17 protein-coding genes are annotated in these 18,005 nt (G+C 69.7%); 1 reads left to right on the top strand and 16 read right to left on the bottom strand.

Annotation, left to right across the window (positions count from 1 at the left end; translation table 11 throughout):
- The 4 genes from AC5RUP_RS13295 to rimP form a co-directional block, all read right to left on the bottom strand.
- Positions 1–805 (bottom strand): translation initiation factor IF-2 N-terminal domain-containing protein (locus tag AC5RUP_RS13295; RefSeq protein ID WP_494158637.1); only part of this gene is annotated, 805 nt, incomplete at its 3' end.
- A 143-nt stretch (positions 806–948) separates the two neighbouring features.
- Positions 949–1,323, bottom strand: coding sequence for a YlxR family protein (locus AC5RUP_RS13290; RefSeq protein WP_494067999.1), 375 nt, complete (start codon positions 1,321–1,323; stop codon positions 949–951).
- 85 nt (positions 1,324–1,408) lie between these two features.
- Positions 1,409–2,383 carry a transcription termination factor NusA gene (nusA, locus tag AC5RUP_RS13285; RefSeq protein WP_494068000.1) on the bottom strand — a complete coding sequence of 325 codons (975 nt, stop codon included), beginning with the start codon at positions 2,381–2,383 and terminating at the stop codon, positions 1,409–1,411.
- Between the two features lies 1 nt (position 2,384).
- Positions 2,385–2,999 carry a ribosome maturation factor RimP gene (rimP, locus tag AC5RUP_RS13280; protein ID WP_494154969.1) on the bottom strand — a complete coding sequence of 205 codons (615 nt, stop codon included), beginning with the start codon at positions 2,997–2,999 and terminating at the stop codon, positions 2,385–2,387.
- A 127-nt stretch (positions 3,000–3,126) separates the two neighbouring features.
- Between rimP and AC5RUP_RS13275 the strand changes: the two genes are divergently transcribed.
- A complete protein-coding gene (locus tag AC5RUP_RS13275) occupies positions 3,127–4,188 on the top strand; it encodes a DUF4439 domain-containing protein (RefSeq protein WP_494068002.1) in 1,062 nt (353 codons plus the stop codon).
- A 33-nt stretch (positions 4,189–4,221) separates the two neighbouring features.
- Here AC5RUP_RS13275 and AC5RUP_RS13270 read toward each other — a convergent pair whose 3' ends face one another.
- From AC5RUP_RS13270 to AC5RUP_RS13215, 12 genes are all read right to left on the bottom strand, one after another.
- Positions 4,222–5,022, bottom strand: a complete 801-nt coding sequence (locus AC5RUP_RS13270; RefSeq protein WP_494068003.1) for a sulfite exporter TauE/SafE family protein — start codon at positions 5,020–5,022, stop codon at positions 4,222–4,224.
- Entirely contained in the window at positions 5,019–6,818 is a 1,800-nt protein-coding gene (locus AC5RUP_RS13265) for a proline--tRNA ligase (RefSeq protein WP_494068004.1), read from the bottom strand. Before AC5RUP_RS13265 ends, AC5RUP_RS13270 begins: the two co-directional genes overlap by 4 nt.
- 141 nt (positions 6,819–6,959) lie before the next feature.
- On the bottom strand, positions 6,960–7,808 hold the full coding sequence (locus tag AC5RUP_RS13260) for a GNAT family N-acetyltransferase (protein ID WP_494068005.1): 849 nt from the start codon (positions 7,806–7,808) through the stop codon (positions 6,960–6,962).
- A gap of 28 nt (positions 7,809–7,836) precedes the next feature.
- Positions 7,837–9,003: a flavodoxin-dependent (E)-4-hydroxy-3-methylbut-2-enyl-diphosphate synthase gene (gene ispG / locus AC5RUP_RS13255; RefSeq protein ID WP_494068285.1), complete on the bottom strand. Its 1,167-nt coding sequence runs from the start codon at positions 9,001–9,003 to the stop codon at positions 7,837–7,839.
- A 92-nt stretch (positions 9,004–9,095) separates the two neighbouring features.
- On the bottom strand, positions 9,096–9,386 hold the full coding sequence (locus tag AC5RUP_RS13250) for a YciI family protein (protein ID WP_494068006.1): 291 nt from the start codon (positions 9,384–9,386) through the stop codon (positions 9,096–9,098).
- A gap of 134 nt (positions 9,387–9,520) precedes the next feature.
- Positions 9,521–11,272 (bottom strand): hypothetical protein, encoded by a 1,752-nt coding sequence (locus tag AC5RUP_RS13245; RefSeq protein WP_494158636.1) that lies wholly within the window; start codon positions 11,270–11,272, stop codon positions 9,521–9,523.
- 173 nt (positions 11,273–11,445) lie between these two features.
- Positions 11,446–12,831, bottom strand: a complete 1,386-nt coding sequence (locus AC5RUP_RS13240; RefSeq protein WP_494154912.1) for a M50 family metallopeptidase — start codon at positions 12,829–12,831, stop codon at positions 11,446–11,448.
- Complete coding sequence (gene dxr, locus AC5RUP_RS13235) at positions 12,828–14,042, bottom strand: 1-deoxy-D-xylulose-5-phosphate reductoisomerase (protein ID WP_494158635.1); 1,215 nt, start codon at positions 14,040–14,042, stop codon at positions 12,828–12,830. The genes AC5RUP_RS13240 and dxr overlap by 4 nt, the downstream gene beginning before the upstream one ends.
- A 460-nt stretch (positions 14,043–14,502) precedes the next feature.
- A complete protein-coding gene (locus AC5RUP_RS13230; RefSeq protein ID WP_493977715.1) occupies positions 14,503–14,898 on the bottom strand; it encodes a universal stress protein in 396 nt (131 codons plus the stop codon).
- Positions 14,895–16,445 (bottom strand): tripartite tricarboxylate transporter permease, encoded by a 1,551-nt coding sequence (locus AC5RUP_RS13225; protein ID WP_494068010.1) that lies wholly within the window; start codon positions 16,443–16,445, stop codon positions 14,895–14,897. The genes AC5RUP_RS13230 and AC5RUP_RS13225 overlap by 4 nt, the downstream gene beginning before the upstream one ends.
- The gene (locus tag AC5RUP_RS13220) at positions 16,438–16,977 is read right to left on the bottom strand and encodes a tripartite tricarboxylate transporter TctB family protein (RefSeq protein ID WP_494133255.1); all 540 of its coding nucleotides are present in this window, start codon (positions 16,975–16,977) and stop codon (positions 16,438–16,440) included. The genes AC5RUP_RS13225 and AC5RUP_RS13220 overlap by 8 nt, the downstream gene beginning before the upstream one ends.
- 2 nt (positions 16,978–16,979) lie before the next feature.
- The gene (locus AC5RUP_RS13215) at positions 16,980–17,987 is read right to left on the bottom strand and encodes a Bug family tripartite tricarboxylate transporter substrate binding protein (protein WP_494068012.1); all 1,008 of its coding nucleotides are present in this window, start codon (positions 17,985–17,987) and stop codon (positions 16,980–16,982) included.
- Between the last annotated feature and the right edge of the window lie 18 nt (positions 17,988–18,005).

The following is an 18,005-nucleotide window of genomic DNA, read 5'->3' as shown; positions in this document are numbered from 1 at the left end:
CCGGACGTCCGGGAGCGCCGCCGCCGCGGCCGGCCGGAGCCGGTCGCTCGGTGCGGTTGGGCATCATGCCCGGTGTAGGACGGGCACCGCCGGGACGCGGTGCGCCGGGACGAGGTGCGCCCGGCCGCGCGGGAGCACCCGGACGCGGTGCGGCGCCGGGACGCGGTGCGGCCGGACGGGGACCGCCCTGGCCGGCTGCCGGAGGACGCGGGCCGCCCGGACGGGGCATGCCCTGCGAGGTTGCAAAGGGGTTGTTGCCCGGACGCGGTGCACGCTCGGCGTCGCGGTCGCCGCGGCCGCGGGGCATGCCCTGGGACGTAGCGAAGGGGTTGTTGCCGGGGCGCGGGCCACCGGGGCGCGGGGCACCGGGCCGGGCCGCGGCGGGACCGCCGGGGCGCGGAGCGGCCGATCCCGGCTTGGCAGCCGGTGCTTCTGCACGCTGCTGCGCCGCTTCCGCTGCCGGAGCCGCCGGAGCGGCGGGAGCCGGTGCTGCCGGAGCGGCAGGCGACGGCTTGGTGGCTTCCGCGGCCGGAGCCGGGGCGGCCGGAGCCGGGGCAGCCGGCGCGCTGGGAGCGGGCTTCGCTCCCGGCTTGGGCGCTGCTGCCTTGGGGGCTGTCTTGGGGGCCGCCTGCTCGCCCTTCGGGGCGGCGGCGGGGAACGCGTCGCGAAGCTTCTTCACGACGGGTGCCTCAATGGTCGATGACGCTGAGCGGACGAATTCGCCCAGCTCCTGCAGTTTGGATACTGCATCTTTCGAGGTAATACCGAGCTCTTTGGCGAGCTCGTGTACGCGGACCTTGGCCACATTTCTCCTGTCTCGGTCCGCACGAGGCAGGTCTGCCGGGCACGAACCGTCTAATTCTTGCTGCGGCTTTCAGCAGAATGGGCTGAAAGGCCGCGGGCGGAGCACAATGAAGTACTCATCACTTGGCACTCATCGGGTTTCCATCAGTTTTCTGACCCGCTTTCAGGTTGGACGGTTGGGGTGACGGGGCCGGCCGCGGTGGCCGCCTCGTCGTCAGCACGGAACTGGTCTGCAACAGTGCTGCTGTCAACAGCGGCCCGGAAGGCCCTGCCGAAGGCATGCCGTTTCAAAGCCAGTTCCATGCAATCCGGTCCGCGGTGCATCCAGGCACCGCGTCCAGGCCTGCGGCGGGCCGGATCGACGACGACGGTGGGAACACCGTCGACTTCTTCGACTGCTAGCCGCAGCAGAACGGCCTGGTCTTCCCGGCGCCGGCAGCCTATGCAGGTCCGCTGGGGCGGCGTGGCCGCCTGGGCGTGCGCCTGCAAGGGCTTTTGACTGTCGGGAAACCCGGCCATGGATATTCTACCGCTTCCAGTGCCCGGCCAACGAACCGGGCGTGTTGCAGGCCCGAAACCGGGCGTGGTTTTTGCTTCTCCAGCGCTATTGGGCCATCGCTGCGTCGGACACGATGTCGATCCGCCAGCCCGTCAGTTTTGCCGCGAGCCGGGCGTTTTGCCCTTCCTTGCCGATCGCCAGCGAAAGCTGGTAATCCGGCACCACGACCCGGGCGGAACGCGTCTCCGGGTCGGTGATGGTCACCGAGCTGACCCGCGACGGCGACAGCGCACTGGCGATGAACGTCGCCGGATCCTCGCTGAAGTCGACGATGTCGATCTTTTCGTCGTGCAGCTCGGTCATGACGGCCCGCACGCGGGAACCCATCTCGCCGATGCAGGCACCCTTGGCATTGAGTCCGGGCACGTTGGCCTTGACGGCGATCTTGGTCCGGTGGCCGGCCTCCCGCGCCAGGGCAACAATCTCCACGCTCTTGTCCGCGATCTCGGGTACTTCCAGCTCGAAGAGCTTCCGCACCAAGCCGGGATGCGAACGGGACAGCGTAATCGAGGGGCCCTTCATGCCGCGGTGGACGTCCACCACATAGGCGCGCAGGCGCGTGCCGTGCACGTAACTCTCCCCCGGGACCTGTTCGGGCGGCGGCAGCAGCGCCTCCACCGTGCCAAGGTCCACCTGCACCATGTGGGGGTTGTGACCCTGCTGGATCAAACCGGACACCAGCTCCCCCTCCTTGCCGCGGAAGGAACCCAGCACGTTGTCGTCCTCGACGTCGCGCAGCCGCTGCAGGATGATCTGGCGTGCCGTGCTGGCCGCGATCCGGCCGAACCCGCTGGGCGTGTCGTCAAACTCGCCGATCACGGTGCCGTCGTCGTCCACCTCGGCCGCCCAGATGGTGACGTGGCCGCTCTTGCGGTCCAGCTCCGCCCGGGCCTGGTCGATGGAGCCGGGCGACTTGTGATAGGCCACCAGCAGGGCCTGCTCGATCGTAGGGATCAGCAGGTCCAGCGGAATTTCGCGTTCGCGCTCAAGCAGCCGCAGGGCGCTCATATCGATATCCATCTCAGGCCTCCTCCTCGTTCTCCAGCTCGCCGTCGGCGGCAGCAATCGTGTCGTCGTCTACCGGGGCGAACTCCACTTCGACCTTGCCGTAGCGGATGTTCGTAAAGTCCAGGTGCACCGGTTCGCCGGGACGGGGCTTCATGCCCTTCTTCGGCGCTTCTTCCGGCCGAACGGTCACGCCGGCCTCGCCGACCTCCAGCAGGCGGCCGGCAACGTCGTCGCCGGCGACCAGCTTGACCTTGACCAGCCGGCCCACGTTCCGGCGCCAGTGGCGCAGCTGGGTGAGCGGCCGGCTGAGCCCCGGCGAGGATACCTCCAGGCTGTAGGCCCGGCCGTCGTCGCGCGGGTCCTCATCCAGCGTCTTGGAGAGGGCCTGCGACACCTCGGCGATGGCATCGAGCCCCACGCCGCCGGTCTGGTCCTCGGGCAGGTCCACGACGACGTGGATGATGCGCTGTGATCCGACGTGCCGGATTTCCACATCCTCGAGGAACAACTCGTGCGCGGCGACGGACGGTTCCAGCAGCTCTTTCAGGCGTGCGGCCTCCGCGGACGTGTCGGTACCGGATGTCCCTCCGGTAGTGGGCACGCCGCTGTGATCGCGCCGCTGGGCCATGCTGCCTCCCTGTTTCGTAAGTCTCGCTTCTAGACTAGCGACTTTACCGTCACTGGTGGCCTCCCCGCCGCCAGTACCCGCCACCGCCGGTGCAGCCGACGCCGAACCCGTGACATCATCTTCAGTTGTGGGATCTACTTCAAGGCGCCGCGGCGGCAAGCAGGCCGCGCCATCCCGGGCGTGGCGCCGGGCGCCGCTGCTGTTGCTCACCGCGGCGATCGTGGTCAGCACCGGCACCGTGGTGGCGAGCATCACCGACCCCGCCCCGCCCCCGAGCACCACCGAGCAAGCACGCCTCGACGCCCTGGCCGGGCTGGAGGGCCTGGCCTCGGCCTTCGAGGAACACGACGACGACGGCGCCTCCCCCACCGCCGACCTGCTCCGGACGCAAGCGGACCTGCTGAGGCTGACCACGTCCTGGCCGTCCGGGTCCCCTGCCGCACCAGACACCGCGGCCCCGTCTTCCCCCGCCGGCTCTGCCGGCAGCCCGGCCCCGGCCGTAAAGCCACCCGGTCCCGGGGAGCTGGCCGGGCTGGCCGGCGACCTGCTGGCCGACGCCCAGGAGGCGGACCCGGGGCTGGCCCGGCTGCTGGCCTCGATCGGCTCCGCGGTGTTCGCGCAGGCGCAGGTTTTGGCCGGCGGGGCGGAAGTGGCTGCGCCGTGGGACGCCCCGGAGATACCGCCCGCATCCCCCGGCTGCGCCGCGCCTTCCGCTCCGGCCGGGGACGGGCCCCGGTCGCCGTCGCCCGGCGCGCCGTCGACGGCGGAGGCCTTGGCCGCCGTCGTCCGCAGCCACGAGCGCCTGGCCTACGCCTATGAAACGGTGCTGCCGCGCCTCGCCGGCGCCGAACGTGCGGTCGCCGCCGAACGCCTCGCGGCGCATGCCGACGCCGCCGCGAACTGGCGGGCGGTGGCGGCGGCCGAATGCCTCGCCCTGCCGTTGCCGGAGCCGGCGTATGCCCTGGGCAGCGACTTCGCGGCCGATCCGCTGCCGGCGCTGCAGGGCGCCGAGGAGACCGCCCTCCGGCCGCTGGCCGACCTGGTCGCGCTCAGCAGCGGGAGGGTGCGGGAGCACGCGGTGTCCGGCCTCGCCGCCGCCACGGCGGACCTGGCGGCCTCGAGCGGCGTCGTGCCGCCGGCCCCGGGACTGGACGACGAGCTGCCGGCCGCGCCCGCCACCGACTCGTGAGGGGCGGACAGCTGACCGCCCCTCCGGTCGGGATCAGCGGCCCAGCACGTTCTCTTGCAACACGTCGTAGCCAAGTTTGAGGATCAGGGCCGCGACCACGGCCAGGAAGACCACCCGGATGAACTTGCTGCCCTGTGAGACGGCCATCCGCGCACCGACGTAACCGCCGGCCATGTTGGCGACGCCGAGCACCAGCCCGAGCCCCCACAGCAGCGCCCCGCTCGGCAGGAAAAAGGCCAGGGCGCCCAGGTTGGTGGCCATGTTCACGATCTTGGCCTTGGCGCTGGCGGCCAGGAAGTTGTAGCCGAGCAGCGCCACCATCGCGATGATCAGGAACGAGCCCGTACCGGGGCCGATCAGGCCGTCGTAGAAGCCAATGACCAGCCCGATTCCGGCGGCCGTGCCCAGATGCCGGGCGCCCTTGTAGCGCAGCCGGGTCAACGATCCCGCCGTCGGACGGAGCGCGGTAAAGACGGCCACCGCGATCAGCGCGGCGACGATGATCGGCTTGAATACCTCGGCGGGCAGCACGGTGGCCACGATCGCCCCGCCGAAGCTCCCGGCCAGCGCGACGGCGGCCATCGGCAGCGCCGTTTTCAGGTCCGGGTGCGCCCTGCGGTAATAGGTGACCGCGCTGGTGGTGGTGCCGAAGATGGAGCCCATCTTGTTGGTGGCCAGCGCCTGCACCGGGCTGATGCCGGGGACCAGCAGCAGCACCGGCAACTGGAGCAGGCCGCCGCCGCCCACCACGGCGTCCACCCAGCCGGCGGCAAAGCCACCCACGACCACGAGGGCGAGGGTGGCCAGCTGCAGTTCCTCGAGGCCGGAGGTCACCTCCCGGCCAGGGCTGCCAACTGCCCGGCAGCCTCGGCCAGCGGCACGTTTTCGGCCTGCCCGGTGGCCCTGTCCTTGACTTCCACGACGCCGTCGGCCAGCCCGCGGCCGACCACCACGATGGTGGGCACGCCGATGAGTTCGGCGTCGGAGAACTTCACGCCCGGGGAGACCTTGGGCCGGTCGTCGTAGATGACATCGACGCCGGCGGCGGACAGTTCCTCGGCCAGCCTGTTGGCTGCCTCGAAAATCTCCGTGCCCTTCCCTGTGGCGACGATGTGGACGTCGGCCGGGGCCACGTTGCGCGGCCAGGTCAGGCCCTTGTCGTCGTGATAGGCCTCGGCCAGCGCGGCCACCGCACGCGTGACGCCCACGCCGTAGGAGCCCATGGTCACCGTGGCCAGTTTGCCGTTGCGGTCCAGCACCTGCAGGCCCAGCGCCTCGGCGTATTTGCGGCCCAGCTGGAAGATGTGGCCCATTTCGATGCCGCGGGCCGCCTCCAGCGGACCGGAGCCGTCCGGCGCGGGGTCCCCTTCGCGGACCTCGACCGACTCGACGACGCCGTCCCAGCCGAAGTCGCGGCCGGCCACCAGGCCGAACACGTGCTTGCCGTCCTCGTTGGCGCCGGTGATCCAGCGCGTGCCGGGCACCACCCGGGGATCCACGAGGTAGAGCAGGCCGGTGGCCGACTCGGTCCCGAGGACCGCGGCGTCCAGGCTCTCGCCGGGACCGATGTAGCCCCTGACCAGACCCGGATGCTTCTTCAGGTCTTCCTCGGTGGCCGCCTCGACCTCGACTTCGCCGCCCACCGGGAGGAAGGCACCGATGTTCGCCTCGACGCGCTTGAGGTCGACGGCGCGGTCGCCCGGTACGCCAATGACCACCAAACTCCGCTCGCCGGTGGGCAGCTTGATGGCCAGGACGACGTTCTTCAACGTGTCCGCGGCGGTCCATTCCCCGTCCGCGCGAGGTGCCAGCTGGTTGGCCGCGGCCACCAGGGTGTCGATCGTGGGGGTATCCGGGGTGTCCTTGACCTCGGCAGCCGGGGCATCGGCGTAGTCCACCGGCTCCGGCGCCACGGTGGTGACGGCCTCCACGTTCGCGGCGTAGCCGCCGGGCGAACGCACGAAGGTGTCCTCGCCGATCTCGGTGGGATGCAGGAACTCCTCGCTCTTCGACCCGCCCATGGCGCCCGAGGTGGCCTTGACGGTCACCACTTCCAGGCCCAGGCGCTTGAAGATCCGCAGGTAGGCGCGCCGGTGCGCGTCGTAGCTGACGTCCAGGCCCTCGTCGTCCACGTCGAAGGAGTAGGAGTCCTTCATGATGAATTCGCGGCCGCGCAGCAGCCCGGCGCGCGGGCGGGCCTCGTCGCGGTACTTGTTCTGGATTTGGTACAGCGTCACCGGCAGGTCCTTGTACGAGGAGTACAGGTCCTTGACCAGCAGGGTGAACATTTCCTCGTGCGTGGGGGCCAACAGGTAGTCCGCGCCCTTGCGGTCCTGCAGGCGGAACAACCCGTCGCCGTACTCGGTCCAGCGATTCGTCGCCTCGTACGGTTCGCGCGGCAGCAGCGCCGGGAAATGGACTTCCTGGGCGCCGATGGCGTTCATCTCCTCGCGGACCACGGCCTCCACCTTGGCCAGCACCTTCAGGCCCAGCGGCAGCCAGGAGTAGATGCCAGGGGCGGCGCGGCGGATGTAGCCGGCGCGCACCAGCAGCTTGTGGCTGGCAACTTCTGCGTCTACCGGGTCATCGCGCAGGGTGCGCAGGAACATGCTGGACAGGCGAAGTACCACTGCAGGAATCCGTTTCTCAAGGGTTGGGCCGGCAGCGGCCCGCGAAATTCAACTGCCTTCTAATCTACTGGCTCCGCGCGCGTGCCAGCGACAGCCGCAGGCCCGTGCGGCGGGGCGGCCGCGGCGCGCCTGGACCCGCGGCTAGAACAAGACGGTGGCGAAGGTGCCGACCTGCCGGAAGCCGACCGCGGCGTAGGCGGCCATGGCCCGGTGGTTGTAATCATTAACGTAGAGGCTTGCGACCGGCGCGTACTTGCGGGACAGCTCGACGACGGCGGCCATGCAGCCGGCTGCCAGACCGCGGCCGCGGTAGGCGGGGTTCACCCAGACGCCCTGGATCTGCACCGCGTCGGCGCTGACGTTGCCCAGTTCTGCCTTGAACACGACCTGCCCCTGGCCGTCCCGGCGGATCAGCGAGTGTCCCTTCCCGATCAGGGTGGCCACACGCTGCCGGTAGTGCTGGCCGCCGCCGATCAGCGGCGAGTACCCGACTTCCTCCTCGAACATCGCGACGCAGGCGGGCACCAGCACCTCAAAGTCGTCGTCGGTGGAGAACCGCACCTGCGGGTCCGCGGGCACGGCGGGAGTTCCGCGCAGCTCCATCAGCGGCTGGTTGGGCCGGACGTCGAAGGCCCGCGGATGGGCGTGCCGGTACGAGGACCAGATGCCGAGCACGCCCTCGGCGGGCCCGAAGATGGAGGACATGCGCCGTCCGCCGGCGGCCAGGTGGGCGCCCAGCCGGGCGCCCTGTTCGGCATCCAGCCCGGACGGGACCACGTTCACGCCCGCCCAGCAGGCCCCGGTGAGGACGCCGTCGTCGTACATTCCCAGGATGTGGGCACCGGACGGGGTGGGGCCGGCGGTCCCGGCGGTCTCCAGGTGGGCGGCGAGGAAGACGTTGGCTACCGGATCGGCGCGCACCAACGCCCAAAGGTCCGCGGTATCGGCGTCCGCCAGCGGCCGTATTCCGGCATGCTGATCGACGGGCACGGCCCCTGCCGCACCCGCCGTGTCGCGGCTAGCTGACGTTAACCACGGGGCTACCCTTGACAGCATTCTCGCCATCGGAGTCACCCATCTCCTCGGCAATCCGCAGTGCTTCTTCAATCAGCGTTTCCACAATCTGGTCTTCGGGAACAGTCTTAATGACCTGGCCCTTGACGAAGATCTGGCCCTTCCCGTTGCCGGAGGCCACCCCCAGGTCGGCTTCGCGGGCTTCGCCCGGCCCGTTGACCACGCAGCCCATCACGGCGACCCGCAGCGGCACCTCCATGCCTTCGAGCCCGGCAGTGACTTCGTCGGCCAGCTTGTACACGTCCACCTGTGCGCGCCCGCAGGAGGGGCAGGAAACGATTTCCAGCTTGCGTTCCCGCAGGTTGAGCGACTGCAGGATCTGCAGGCCGACCTTGATCTCTTCTACCGGCGGGGCGGACAGGGACACGCGGATGGTATCCCCGATCCCCTTCGACAGCAGCGCCCCGAAGGCGGTGGCGGACTTGATGGTGCCCTGGAACGCGGGACCGGCCTCGGTGACGCCGAGGTGCAGCGGCCAGTCGCCGCGTTCGGCCAGCAGTTCGTAGGCGCGGACCATGACCACCGGGTCGTTGTGCTTGACCGAGATCTTGAAGTCGTGGAAGTCGTGTTCTTCGAACAGCGACGCCTCCCAGACGGCGGATTCCACCAGCGCCTCCGGGGTCGCCTTGCCGTACTTCTGCATCAGCCGCGGGTCCAGGGAACCGGCGTTGACGCCGATCCGGATGGAGGTGCCGGCGGCCTTGGCGGCCGCGGCGATCTCCTTGACCTGGTCGTCGAATTTGCGGATGTTGCCCGGATTGACGCGGACGGCGGCGCAGCCGGCATCGATGGCGGCAAAAACGTACTTGGGCTGGAAGTGGATGTCCGCGATCACCGGAATCTGGGACTTCTTGGCGATGATCGGCAGGGCCTCGGCGTCATCGGCGCTGGGGCAGGCCACCCGGACAATGTCGCAACCGGAGGCCGTCAGTTCGGCAATCTGCTGCAGCGTGGCATTGATATCCGTGGTGGGCGTGGTGGTCATCGACTGCACGCTGATGGGCGAGTCCGACCCGACCCCGACGGACCCGACCTTGATCTGCCGGGTCTTGCGGCGCGGCGCCAGGACTGGCGGTGGTGAAGCTGGCATTCCAAGATTGACCGAGGTCAAAACGTCCTCCATGTGCCGGTAGGCAGTTGCTGATCAGGTTTCATTATCCCCTTCCCGCCGGGCGTTGGCACATGCTGCGGGAGTGGGAAGGATCATGCGTGGTCGGCGAACGCCCCGGTGACGGGCTTCCAGTCGGTGACTTTCAGGCCGGAGACGAAGTTGTTGACGTTGAACGGATCCTGCTTCAGCTCCTCCAGCAGGCTGGCTTCGTCCTCGGCGGTGAAGATCAGCAGGGCACCGGTGCCGTCGGCGTAGGGGCCGGAGGCCAGCAGGCGGCCCCGGTCCAGGAAGCCGCCCAGCCAGGCGCGGTGGGAGGGACGGTATTCGTCCCGGCCGGACTCGGAATCGGCGGCGTAGACGTATTCGACGGCAAAGACACTCATGGCCTTCACCTTACCCGCCGGTGGATGCGGGCGGGCTATCGGTAGCCCGCCTGTGGATGCGGGCGGCACTATCGGCAGCCCGCCGGTGGTTGGGGCGGGGCTTTCGGTTGGCCGCCGCGGTGGTTGGGGCGGGCCTATTGGTAGGAAACGAACCACGGAGCCGGCTTCACGCCGGTGTAGGTGCGTTCCGGGCTGAAGGTCGGGGTGTCTTCGTCGTAAAAGTTCTTCCAGCCCATCCAGATGTTCTTCGGCAGGTCCTCCCGGAGGACGCGCCAGGTGTCCAGTTTCTGGTCGGGCCCCCCGTGGCCGTCGGCGTGCAGCACCAGGGCCAGCTCCTCGTGGCCGGTTTCCAGCTTCTGGCGGTCCGAAATCATCTGGTACTGGAACTGGTGCAGGATCAGCACCTTTTGGGGCAGGGAGTTCTTGCGGGTAAGCTCCGCTAACCAGTCGCTGACCCGGTTGATTTCCGCGGCGGACACCGAGCCGATTTGCTCCATGTGACGCTGCCCCTTGCCCAGCCGCCATTCCGGGTCCAGGGCCAGGCCCACGTGCGGTTCCTTCAGCAGGTCCTCGTACATCCTGGCCTGGGTGAGGAAGTCCGACCGGCCCGGCTGCAAGTCCAGCACCACGTACACCCCGGCCTCGCCGGCTGCGTCGATCCAGGGGCGCAGCTCGTCCGGATCCGTCTCCTCCGAATAGTCGCCGTCCTTTCCGGCCGAGGCGCTGGCAACCGTGGCGATGATCTCGAACGCCGGGACCACCGGTTCCTTGCTGTGCGGTTGGTACTGCTTGGCCAGTTTCTTCACGCGCTGCACCGACGCCTTGGCATCCTGCTCGCCGAGCGCGCCGAGGGCTGGTCCGGAGGGATGACCGTACAGCGCCACCATCCGCCGGGACGGGAAAGCCAGCTGCCCGCCGCCGGGCAGCTCCGGCACGGTCAGCGCCGCCGTGGTCCGGCGCGCGAAGGTGTCGCCGCTGCCGAAGTCCTTGCCGACGGCGAGCACGCGGTTGTCGGGCTCCTGGCGCAGGAAGTCGATGGTCTCGCTGCCGCGCCGCGGGTCTGCGTGCGGGTCCTGGAACACCCGGGCGCCTGCCGCTTCGACGACCGCCAGGGTCGCGGGATAGTCCCGCCCGCCGTCCTTGGCCGTCAACACCGAGACGGCCGCGGGCTCCTCGGCACGCTCGGGCGCCTCCACGTCCCCGTCCGGGGGCAGAATTTCCGCGTCCGTCAGCAGCGGGGCCCACGCCTCGAGGCCGCGGTCCGGCTCGGCGTCGGACCCCGTCGATGCGGTACTCAAGGCGGCGGAGCCTGGAGAGACAGAGGCGGCGGGGCCGGCAGCGGCCGAGCCGGCAGCGCCCGAGGCGGAGGACCCGGCCGCGGAGCCGGCCTCCGGCGCGGCGCTCGGGGAGCCCTCCGGCTCGGCGGGCGGCTGCCCGAAAGCCTTGACCTGGCGGACGCCGAGCCGCTCTAGTTCTTCGGCCAGCCCGTCTCCGGCCAACAGCAGCGGCACACCCATCGGTACCGACTCGGCAGCCGCGGCAGCTATGGCCTCGGCGTCGCCGGGAGGCGCGACGAACGCCACGGGACTGGAGTCAAACAACGCCTGGCTGGCAGCGAGCGATGCTTCGGCGTCGGATCCGGCAAGCACCTGCGGATCGGCGGCACCGGCCCTCAACTGCACGCGATCCGGGGCAGCCTCTGTTGACGCTGCCGATGATGGCGGATCCTGCGCCTCGCCCGGCGCGGTGCAACCGGCAAGTGCAACAGCGGCCGCCAGGACGGCGGCGGCGCCGGTCCTGAACCGGGGCCTGCGGCCCATCGTCTCCGCCCGGGCGGTGCCCCAAAGGCTCGCTGCGGTGCGGACTGTCCGCGGTGCCGTGCTCACGGGTTGTGGCTCCCTTCGCCGGTTCCGGCCAGTCTAACCACGGCGAAGGGCCGGGTTCCAACCAACGGCGGGCGCGCCGCGCACACGGGCCTGCCGCGCACACGGGCGAGCACCGCCGTCGTGCCGGATCAGGGAGACGGCGGTTTCGCCGCGGCGCCGCCGCGACGGCGGGATCAGCCGAAGATGTTGACCGGTTTGACGATGTCCGCGTAAATCAGCAGCGCGCCCATGCCCATCATCACCACGGCCACCACGTAGGTCAGCGGGAGCAGTTTGGCGATGTCCACCGGCCCCGGATCCGGGCGGCGGAACAGCTTGGCGACGCCGCGGCGGATGGCTTCCCAGAGCGCGCCGGCCACGTGCCCGCCGTCGAGCGGCAGCAGCGGGATCAGGTTGAACACGAACAGCGCCAGGTTGACCGAGCCGACCAACCCGATCAGCGAGGCCGCCCGCGCCTCGAAGGGAATCTCGTCCATCGCGCTGATCTCGCCGGCAATCCGGCCCACGCCCACCACGCTCATCGGCCCGTTCGGGTCCCGCGGAGCATCGCTGAAGGCGGCCTCGGCCACGTCGGCCAGCCGCTGCGGCAGATGGAGCACCACGCCGGTGATCGCCTGCAGGTTCTCCCCCACGGCCGGGAGCACGTCGCCGGCCGGCTGCGGTACCAGCGCGGTGGTGGCGCCCATCCCCACGAAGCCAGCCTGCTCCGTCACCGGCTCGCCGTCGCCGTCGAGCAGCGGTTGCCCGGCGTCGTCGTATACCGGGCGTTCGGTGAGGATCGGGGTGATGGTCGTGGTGATTTCCCGGCCGTCGCGCTGCAGGGTGATCGGCGTCTGCTCCCCCGCCGCGTCCCGGATCCAGGTGGTCAACTGGTACCAGTCGGTGACCGGCCTGCCGTCGAAGGCGGTGACGGTGTCCCCCGGCCGGATGCCCGCCGCCGTGGCGGGAGCCTCCGGATCGCTGGGCAGGCAGTCGGTCTGTCCGGTTTCGGCGGCCTGCGACGCCGGGACCACGCATTTATTGACTTGGGCGATGGTGGTGGTGGCCTCGGCGGTGCCGAAGCCGACAAGCACGATGCCGATCAGCACCGTGCCGATGACCAGGTTCACGAACGGACCGCCGAGCATGATGATGATCCGTTTCCAGACCGGCAGTTTGTAGAACATCCGGTTTTCGTCGCCGGGCTGCAGCCGCTCGGCTTCGGCCTGCCGGGCGTCGTTGGCCAGTTGCTGGAACATGCCGGTGCTGGACCGGCGGACCGCGACGCCGCCGTCGACGCCTCCGACGCCACCGTCGCCGCCTCCGCTGCCGCCGTCCTTGGCCGGCGGATACATGCCGATCATCGAGACGTAGCCGCCGAGCGGGATGGCCTTGACCCCGTATTCGGTCTCGCCGCGCCGGCGGGAGAAGAGAGTTTTGCCGAAGCCGACCATGTACTGGGTGACCCGCACCTTGAACAGCTTGGCGGGCAGCAGGTGGCCCACCTCGTGCAGGGCGATGGACACGGCGATGCCGACGGCCACGAAGAGGACGCCGAGAATGAAAAGCAGAATGGTCACAACATAGCCAAACGTTCGTGGGCCCGCGAGCGTGCCCAGTCCTCTGCGGCCAGCACTGCGGCCACGGTCAGTTCACCGGACGGCGCGTGCTCGTCCACCACGGCAGCGACCGTCTCCACGATCTCGTCGAAGCGGATCCGGCCGTGGTGGAAGGCGTCCACGGCTTCCTCGTTGGCCGCGTTGTACACGGCCATGAAGGTCCCGCCGCGGCCGGCCGCCTCCTTGGCCAGCCGCACCGCGCCGAAGACCTCCTCGTCCAGGGGCTCGAAGGTCCAGCTGGTGGCCTGGCTCCAGTCACACGGCTGCGCGGCGCCGGGCACCCGCTCCGGCCAGCCCATGCCGAGCGCGATCGGCAGGCGCATGTCCGGCGGCGACGCCTGCGCGATGGTGGAGCCGTCGGTGAACTGCACCATCGAATGCACCACCGACTGCGGGTGCACCACCACGTCGATCCGCTCCAGCGGGACGTCGAAGAGCAGGTGCGCCTCGATGACTTCCAGCGCCTTGTTGACCATGGTCGCCGAGTTGGTGGTGACCATCCGGCCCATGTCCCAGGTGGGGTGGGCCAGCGCCTGCGCCGGGGTGACGTCGCGCAGCTGCTCTTTGCTGTAGCCGCGGAACGGCCCGCCGGAAGCGGTGACGATTAGCCGTTCCACCTCGGCGGCCGTGCCCGAGCGGAGCGCCTGGGCCAGCGCCGAGTGTTCCGAATCCACCGGCACGATCTGCCCGGGCCGCGCGGCCTGCTTGACCAGGGGGCCGCCGGCAATCAGGGACTCCTTGTTGGCCAGTGCCAGCAGGTGGCCCGCACCGAGCGCGGCCAGCGTGGGGGCCAGGCCGATGGACCCGGTAATGCCGTTAAGCACGACGTCGGCGTCCGGCCAGGCGGCGATCCTCGCCGCGGCGTCGGGGCCGGCAAAGAGCTCCGGCGAGTAGCCGGACACCCCGGCGTCCGCCGCGGCGGCCTTGATGGCCGTCGCCAGGTCCTCCACCGTTCTGGCGGCGGTTCCGACGGCCTGGGCCCGGGTGTGGACCGCCTGCCGGGCGGCCAGCTCCAGGTTGCCGCCGGCGGCGAGCGCCGTGACCTCGAAGCGTTCCGGGGCCGCGTCCACGACGTCGATCCCCTGCGTGCCGATCGAACCGGTGGAACCCAGCAGCACTACCCTGCGTCGGGCGGGAAGCGGGGCGGCGCGGGGCGGATCTCGGAACTCCATGCGCTCAATTATCCAGCACCGGCGGTCCGGCCGCGGAGCACGGGCGGTGTGGCGTCCAAGTTACCCCTTGGCTTCGAGATCACCGGTTATATGGGGGTGATCTCGAAGCCATCCCCTGACCTGGTGGCGAGATCACCGGTTATATGGGGTGATCTCGAAGCCATCCCCTGACCTGGTGGTGGGATCGCCCTTTACGGCGGGTCATCTCGACGACAACCCCCCGGCCGCGGGAACCTGCTCCTCACCCGCCCGGACATGGCACCGGGTGCAGGGAAAATCTGCCGGTGCAGGGTTTGTGGGCCCTGCACCGGCAGCCAAACCCTGCACCGGCGTCGATGTCAGCCTGTGGCTCCGAGACCATCCGCTCCCGTCGAACGCCGGAGCGCCAACCCACGCCTCGGCGCTCCCCCGCGAGCGCGGGGTTGCCGACTGTCGCGACCCGTCGAAGCCGCGGCGCCGGTTACCCCTGCTTGACCGCCAGCACGTTGCAGGAGGCGCCCAGCAGGATGGTTTGCGCCGTGGAACCCATCACCAGCTTGCCTACCGGCGTCCGGTTGCGCACCCCGATGACAATCAGGTCCGCCCCGGACTCTTCGGCGGCGTCGAGCACGTCGTCGGCGGCCAGCCCGTCCGAGATGCCGTGCCTGATGCTGAAATCGACGCCGGCTCCCGCCAGGACCGATTCCAGCCGCGTGACATCGGCGGCGTCGGCATAGGTCGGATCCACCAACCGGTCGGCCCGCGTGGTGTTGACCACCAGCAGCTTCGCCGAACGGCGGCCGGCCTCGTCGATGGCGGCGGCCAGTGCGGCGTCGCCCAGTGCGTTGGGAACATACCCCACCACTATCGTCGTCATGCGCTGACCTCCTTGCCTTGGGGGTTCTCGTCGTCGAGCATCGCCGATTCCATCACGCGCTGGCGCTTCTTCATCCAGAAGGACAGCACGAAGATAATGACCAGGGCGACGTAGATGCCGGCCGAGATCGGGGTGGACACCAAAGCCATCGGATCACCCTGGGAGATGGCCAGCGAACGCCGCAGCTGGCTCTCGAAAATCGGCCCCAGGATCATGCCCACCACGAGCGGGGCAATCGGGTAGCCGTACCGGCGCATGAAGAAGCCCAGCACGCCCACCACCAGCAGCACGAACACGTCGACCGGGGTGAAGTTCACCGAGAACGCGCCCATGGCCGCGAAGACCAGGATGCCGGCGTAGAGGTACGGCCGCGGGATCTGCAGGATCTTCACCCAGATGCCCACCAGCGGCAGGTTCAGCACCAGCAGCATCAGGTTGCCCACGTAGAGGCTGGCGATCAGTGCCCAGACCAGGGCACCCTCGACCTCGAACAGCAGCGGCCCGGGCTGGATGTTGTAGCGCTGGAAGGCCACCAGCATCATCGCCGCCGTCGCCGTCGTCGGAATGCCCAGCGTCAGCAGCGGGACCAGCACGCCGGCCGCGGCCGCGTTGTTGGCCGACTCCGGCCCGGCCACGCCTTCAATGGCGCCGCGCCCGAATTGCTTCTTGCGCGCGCCCCTGGCCAGTTTCTTCTCGGACGCATAGGACAGGAAGGTTGCCACGTCGGCCCCGCCGGCCGGCATGGTGCCGATCGGGAAGCCGATGAACGTCCCGCGCAGCCACGGCTTCCAGGACCGCCGCCAGTCTTCCTTCTTCATCCACGACGTCCAGCCGCCGGTCACCGGGATGACCTTGACGGGACCGTGCCGCAGCCGGGACGCCACATACAGCGCCTCGCCCAGCGCGAACAGCCCCACGGCCACCAGCACCACGTCGATCCCGTCCGCCAGGAACGGGCTGCCGAAGGTGTAGCGCTGCTGGCCGGTCATCAGGTCCACGCCCATGAACGCCATGAACAGTCCCAGCCCCAGCGAGGCCAAGCCGCGCAGCACGGAGGCGCCCAGCAGCGCGCCGACGGTCAGGAACGCCACGACCATCAGGGCGACGTACTCCACCGGACCGATCTGCACCGCGAACGCAGCCACATAGGGCGCCACGAAACTCAGCAGCACCGTCGCGACCGTGCCGGCAATGAAGGAGCCGATCGCCGCCGTCGCCAGCGCCGCGGCACCGCGGCCGGCCTTGGCCATCCGGTTGCCCTCGAGCGCGGTGACGATGGAGGCGGATTCACCGGGCGTGTTCAGCAGGATCGACGTGGTCGAACCGCCGTACATGCCGCCGTAGTAGATGCCGGCGAAGACGATGATCGCCGCCGTCGGCTCGAGGCTGTACGTGATCGGCATCAGCAGGGCAACGGTCATCGCCGGCCCGATGCCCGGCAGCACCCCCACCGCCGTTCCGACCAGGACGCCGCCCAAGGCGTACAGCAGGTAGATCGGCTGCATCGCCACGGAGAAGCCCTCCAGGAGGGCGTAGAAGTTATCCATTCAGGAACGGCACCCCTTCGAGCACGCCGGCAGGCAGCGAGACGCCGAGGAGCCCGGCGAACGCGAACTGCAGCAGCAGCGCCATGACCACCCCGACCACGGCCGCACGCCACAGCGGCTTGGCGCCGAGCGCCCACGCCGCGCCGACGAACAGCACCGCCGCGGCAACCGGCCAGCCCAGCGGCACGATCAGGAAAATATGAACGACGACGGCGCCCGCCATCTTGGCGACGGTCAGCCAGTCCGTCTTGACATCCGGATCGATGTCTTCGCCCTCTTCGGCCTCGCCGGTGACGCCGCGCAGCAGCTGCACGATCAGCCCGGCACCGACGGCCACCAGCAGGCCGGAGACGATGTACGGCAGCGCCCGCGGCCCGATGTCGCTGGCCGAGTCGGGCGTTTCGATCCCTGCCCCGGCCACGAAGCCGACGATCCCGATGCTCAGGATCACGGCCGCGAAGATTATTTCTCCGAGCGGCTTGCCCGGGGCGGCAGTGCCGCCCCGGACCGCTCCAGTAGTGGAAGAGGCCATGATTACTTCACGAGACCGATATCCGTCAGGGTCGCGGTGACTGTCTCGATGTCCTCCGTCAGGAAGCTGGCGAATTCTTCGCCGGCCAGGAACGCGTCGCCCCAGTTGTTGGTGGACAGGGTTTCCTTCCACGCGTCGGTTTCGTGCAGCTCGGTCATCAGCGCCGTGAGCTTCTCCGCCTGGGCGTCGTCGATGGACCCGGGAGCCACGACGCCGCGCCAGTTGGTGAGCACCACGTCCATGCCCTGCTCCTTCAGGGGCTTGACCTCGGGCAACTGCGGCGCGGCCTCCGGACCGGAGACCGCCAGGGCACGCAGCTTGCCGGCCTTGACCTGCTCCGCGTACTCGCCCACGCCGGAGATGCCGGCCGAGACCTTGTTGCCCAGCAGCGCCGCCAGCGATTCCCCGCCGCCGGAGTACGGGATGTAGTTCAGGCTGTCGGCGCCGATTCCGGCTTCCTTCAGCATGAGGCCGGCCAGGATGTGGTCGGCGCCGCCGGCGGACCCGCCGGTGATGGAGACGCCCTTGCCCTTGGCCTTGACGTCGGCGATCAGGTCGTCGATTGTCTGGTACGGCGAGTCGGCGGGAACGACGACGACGAGCGGCTCTTCGGTGAGCCGGGCGATCGGCGTGGTGTCTTCGATCCGGTTCTTCGACTTGTTGGTTTCCACGGCCCCGACCATGACGTACCCCATCACCATCAGGGTGTCCGGGTTCTGTTCGGTGGCCAGCTTCGCCAGCCCGTTGGTGCCGCCGGCGCCGCCGATGTTGACCACCGAGGCGCTGGAAACCAGGTCGTTCTCCTGCAGATCCTTTTGGATGGCGCGGCCGGTCTGGTCCCAGCCGCCGCCCGGGTCTGCCGGGACAATGATGTTGAGCTTGTCGATGCCGGCTTCTTCGGCACCGCCACCGCCGCCAGTAGTGGAGCCGCAGGCGGCCAGGACCAGGGCGGATGCTGCCGCGGCGGCCACCAGGGCCGAACGGCGTCTCATCGTACGGTCGAGCTTCATGTAGGTTCTTCCTCCTCC

The sequence above is a fragment of the Arthrobacter sp. Y3223151 genome (assembly GCF_059091125.1).
Note: the sequence above shows the minus strand (reverse complement) of the source record. Positions and strands in the feature narration are given on the sequence as shown.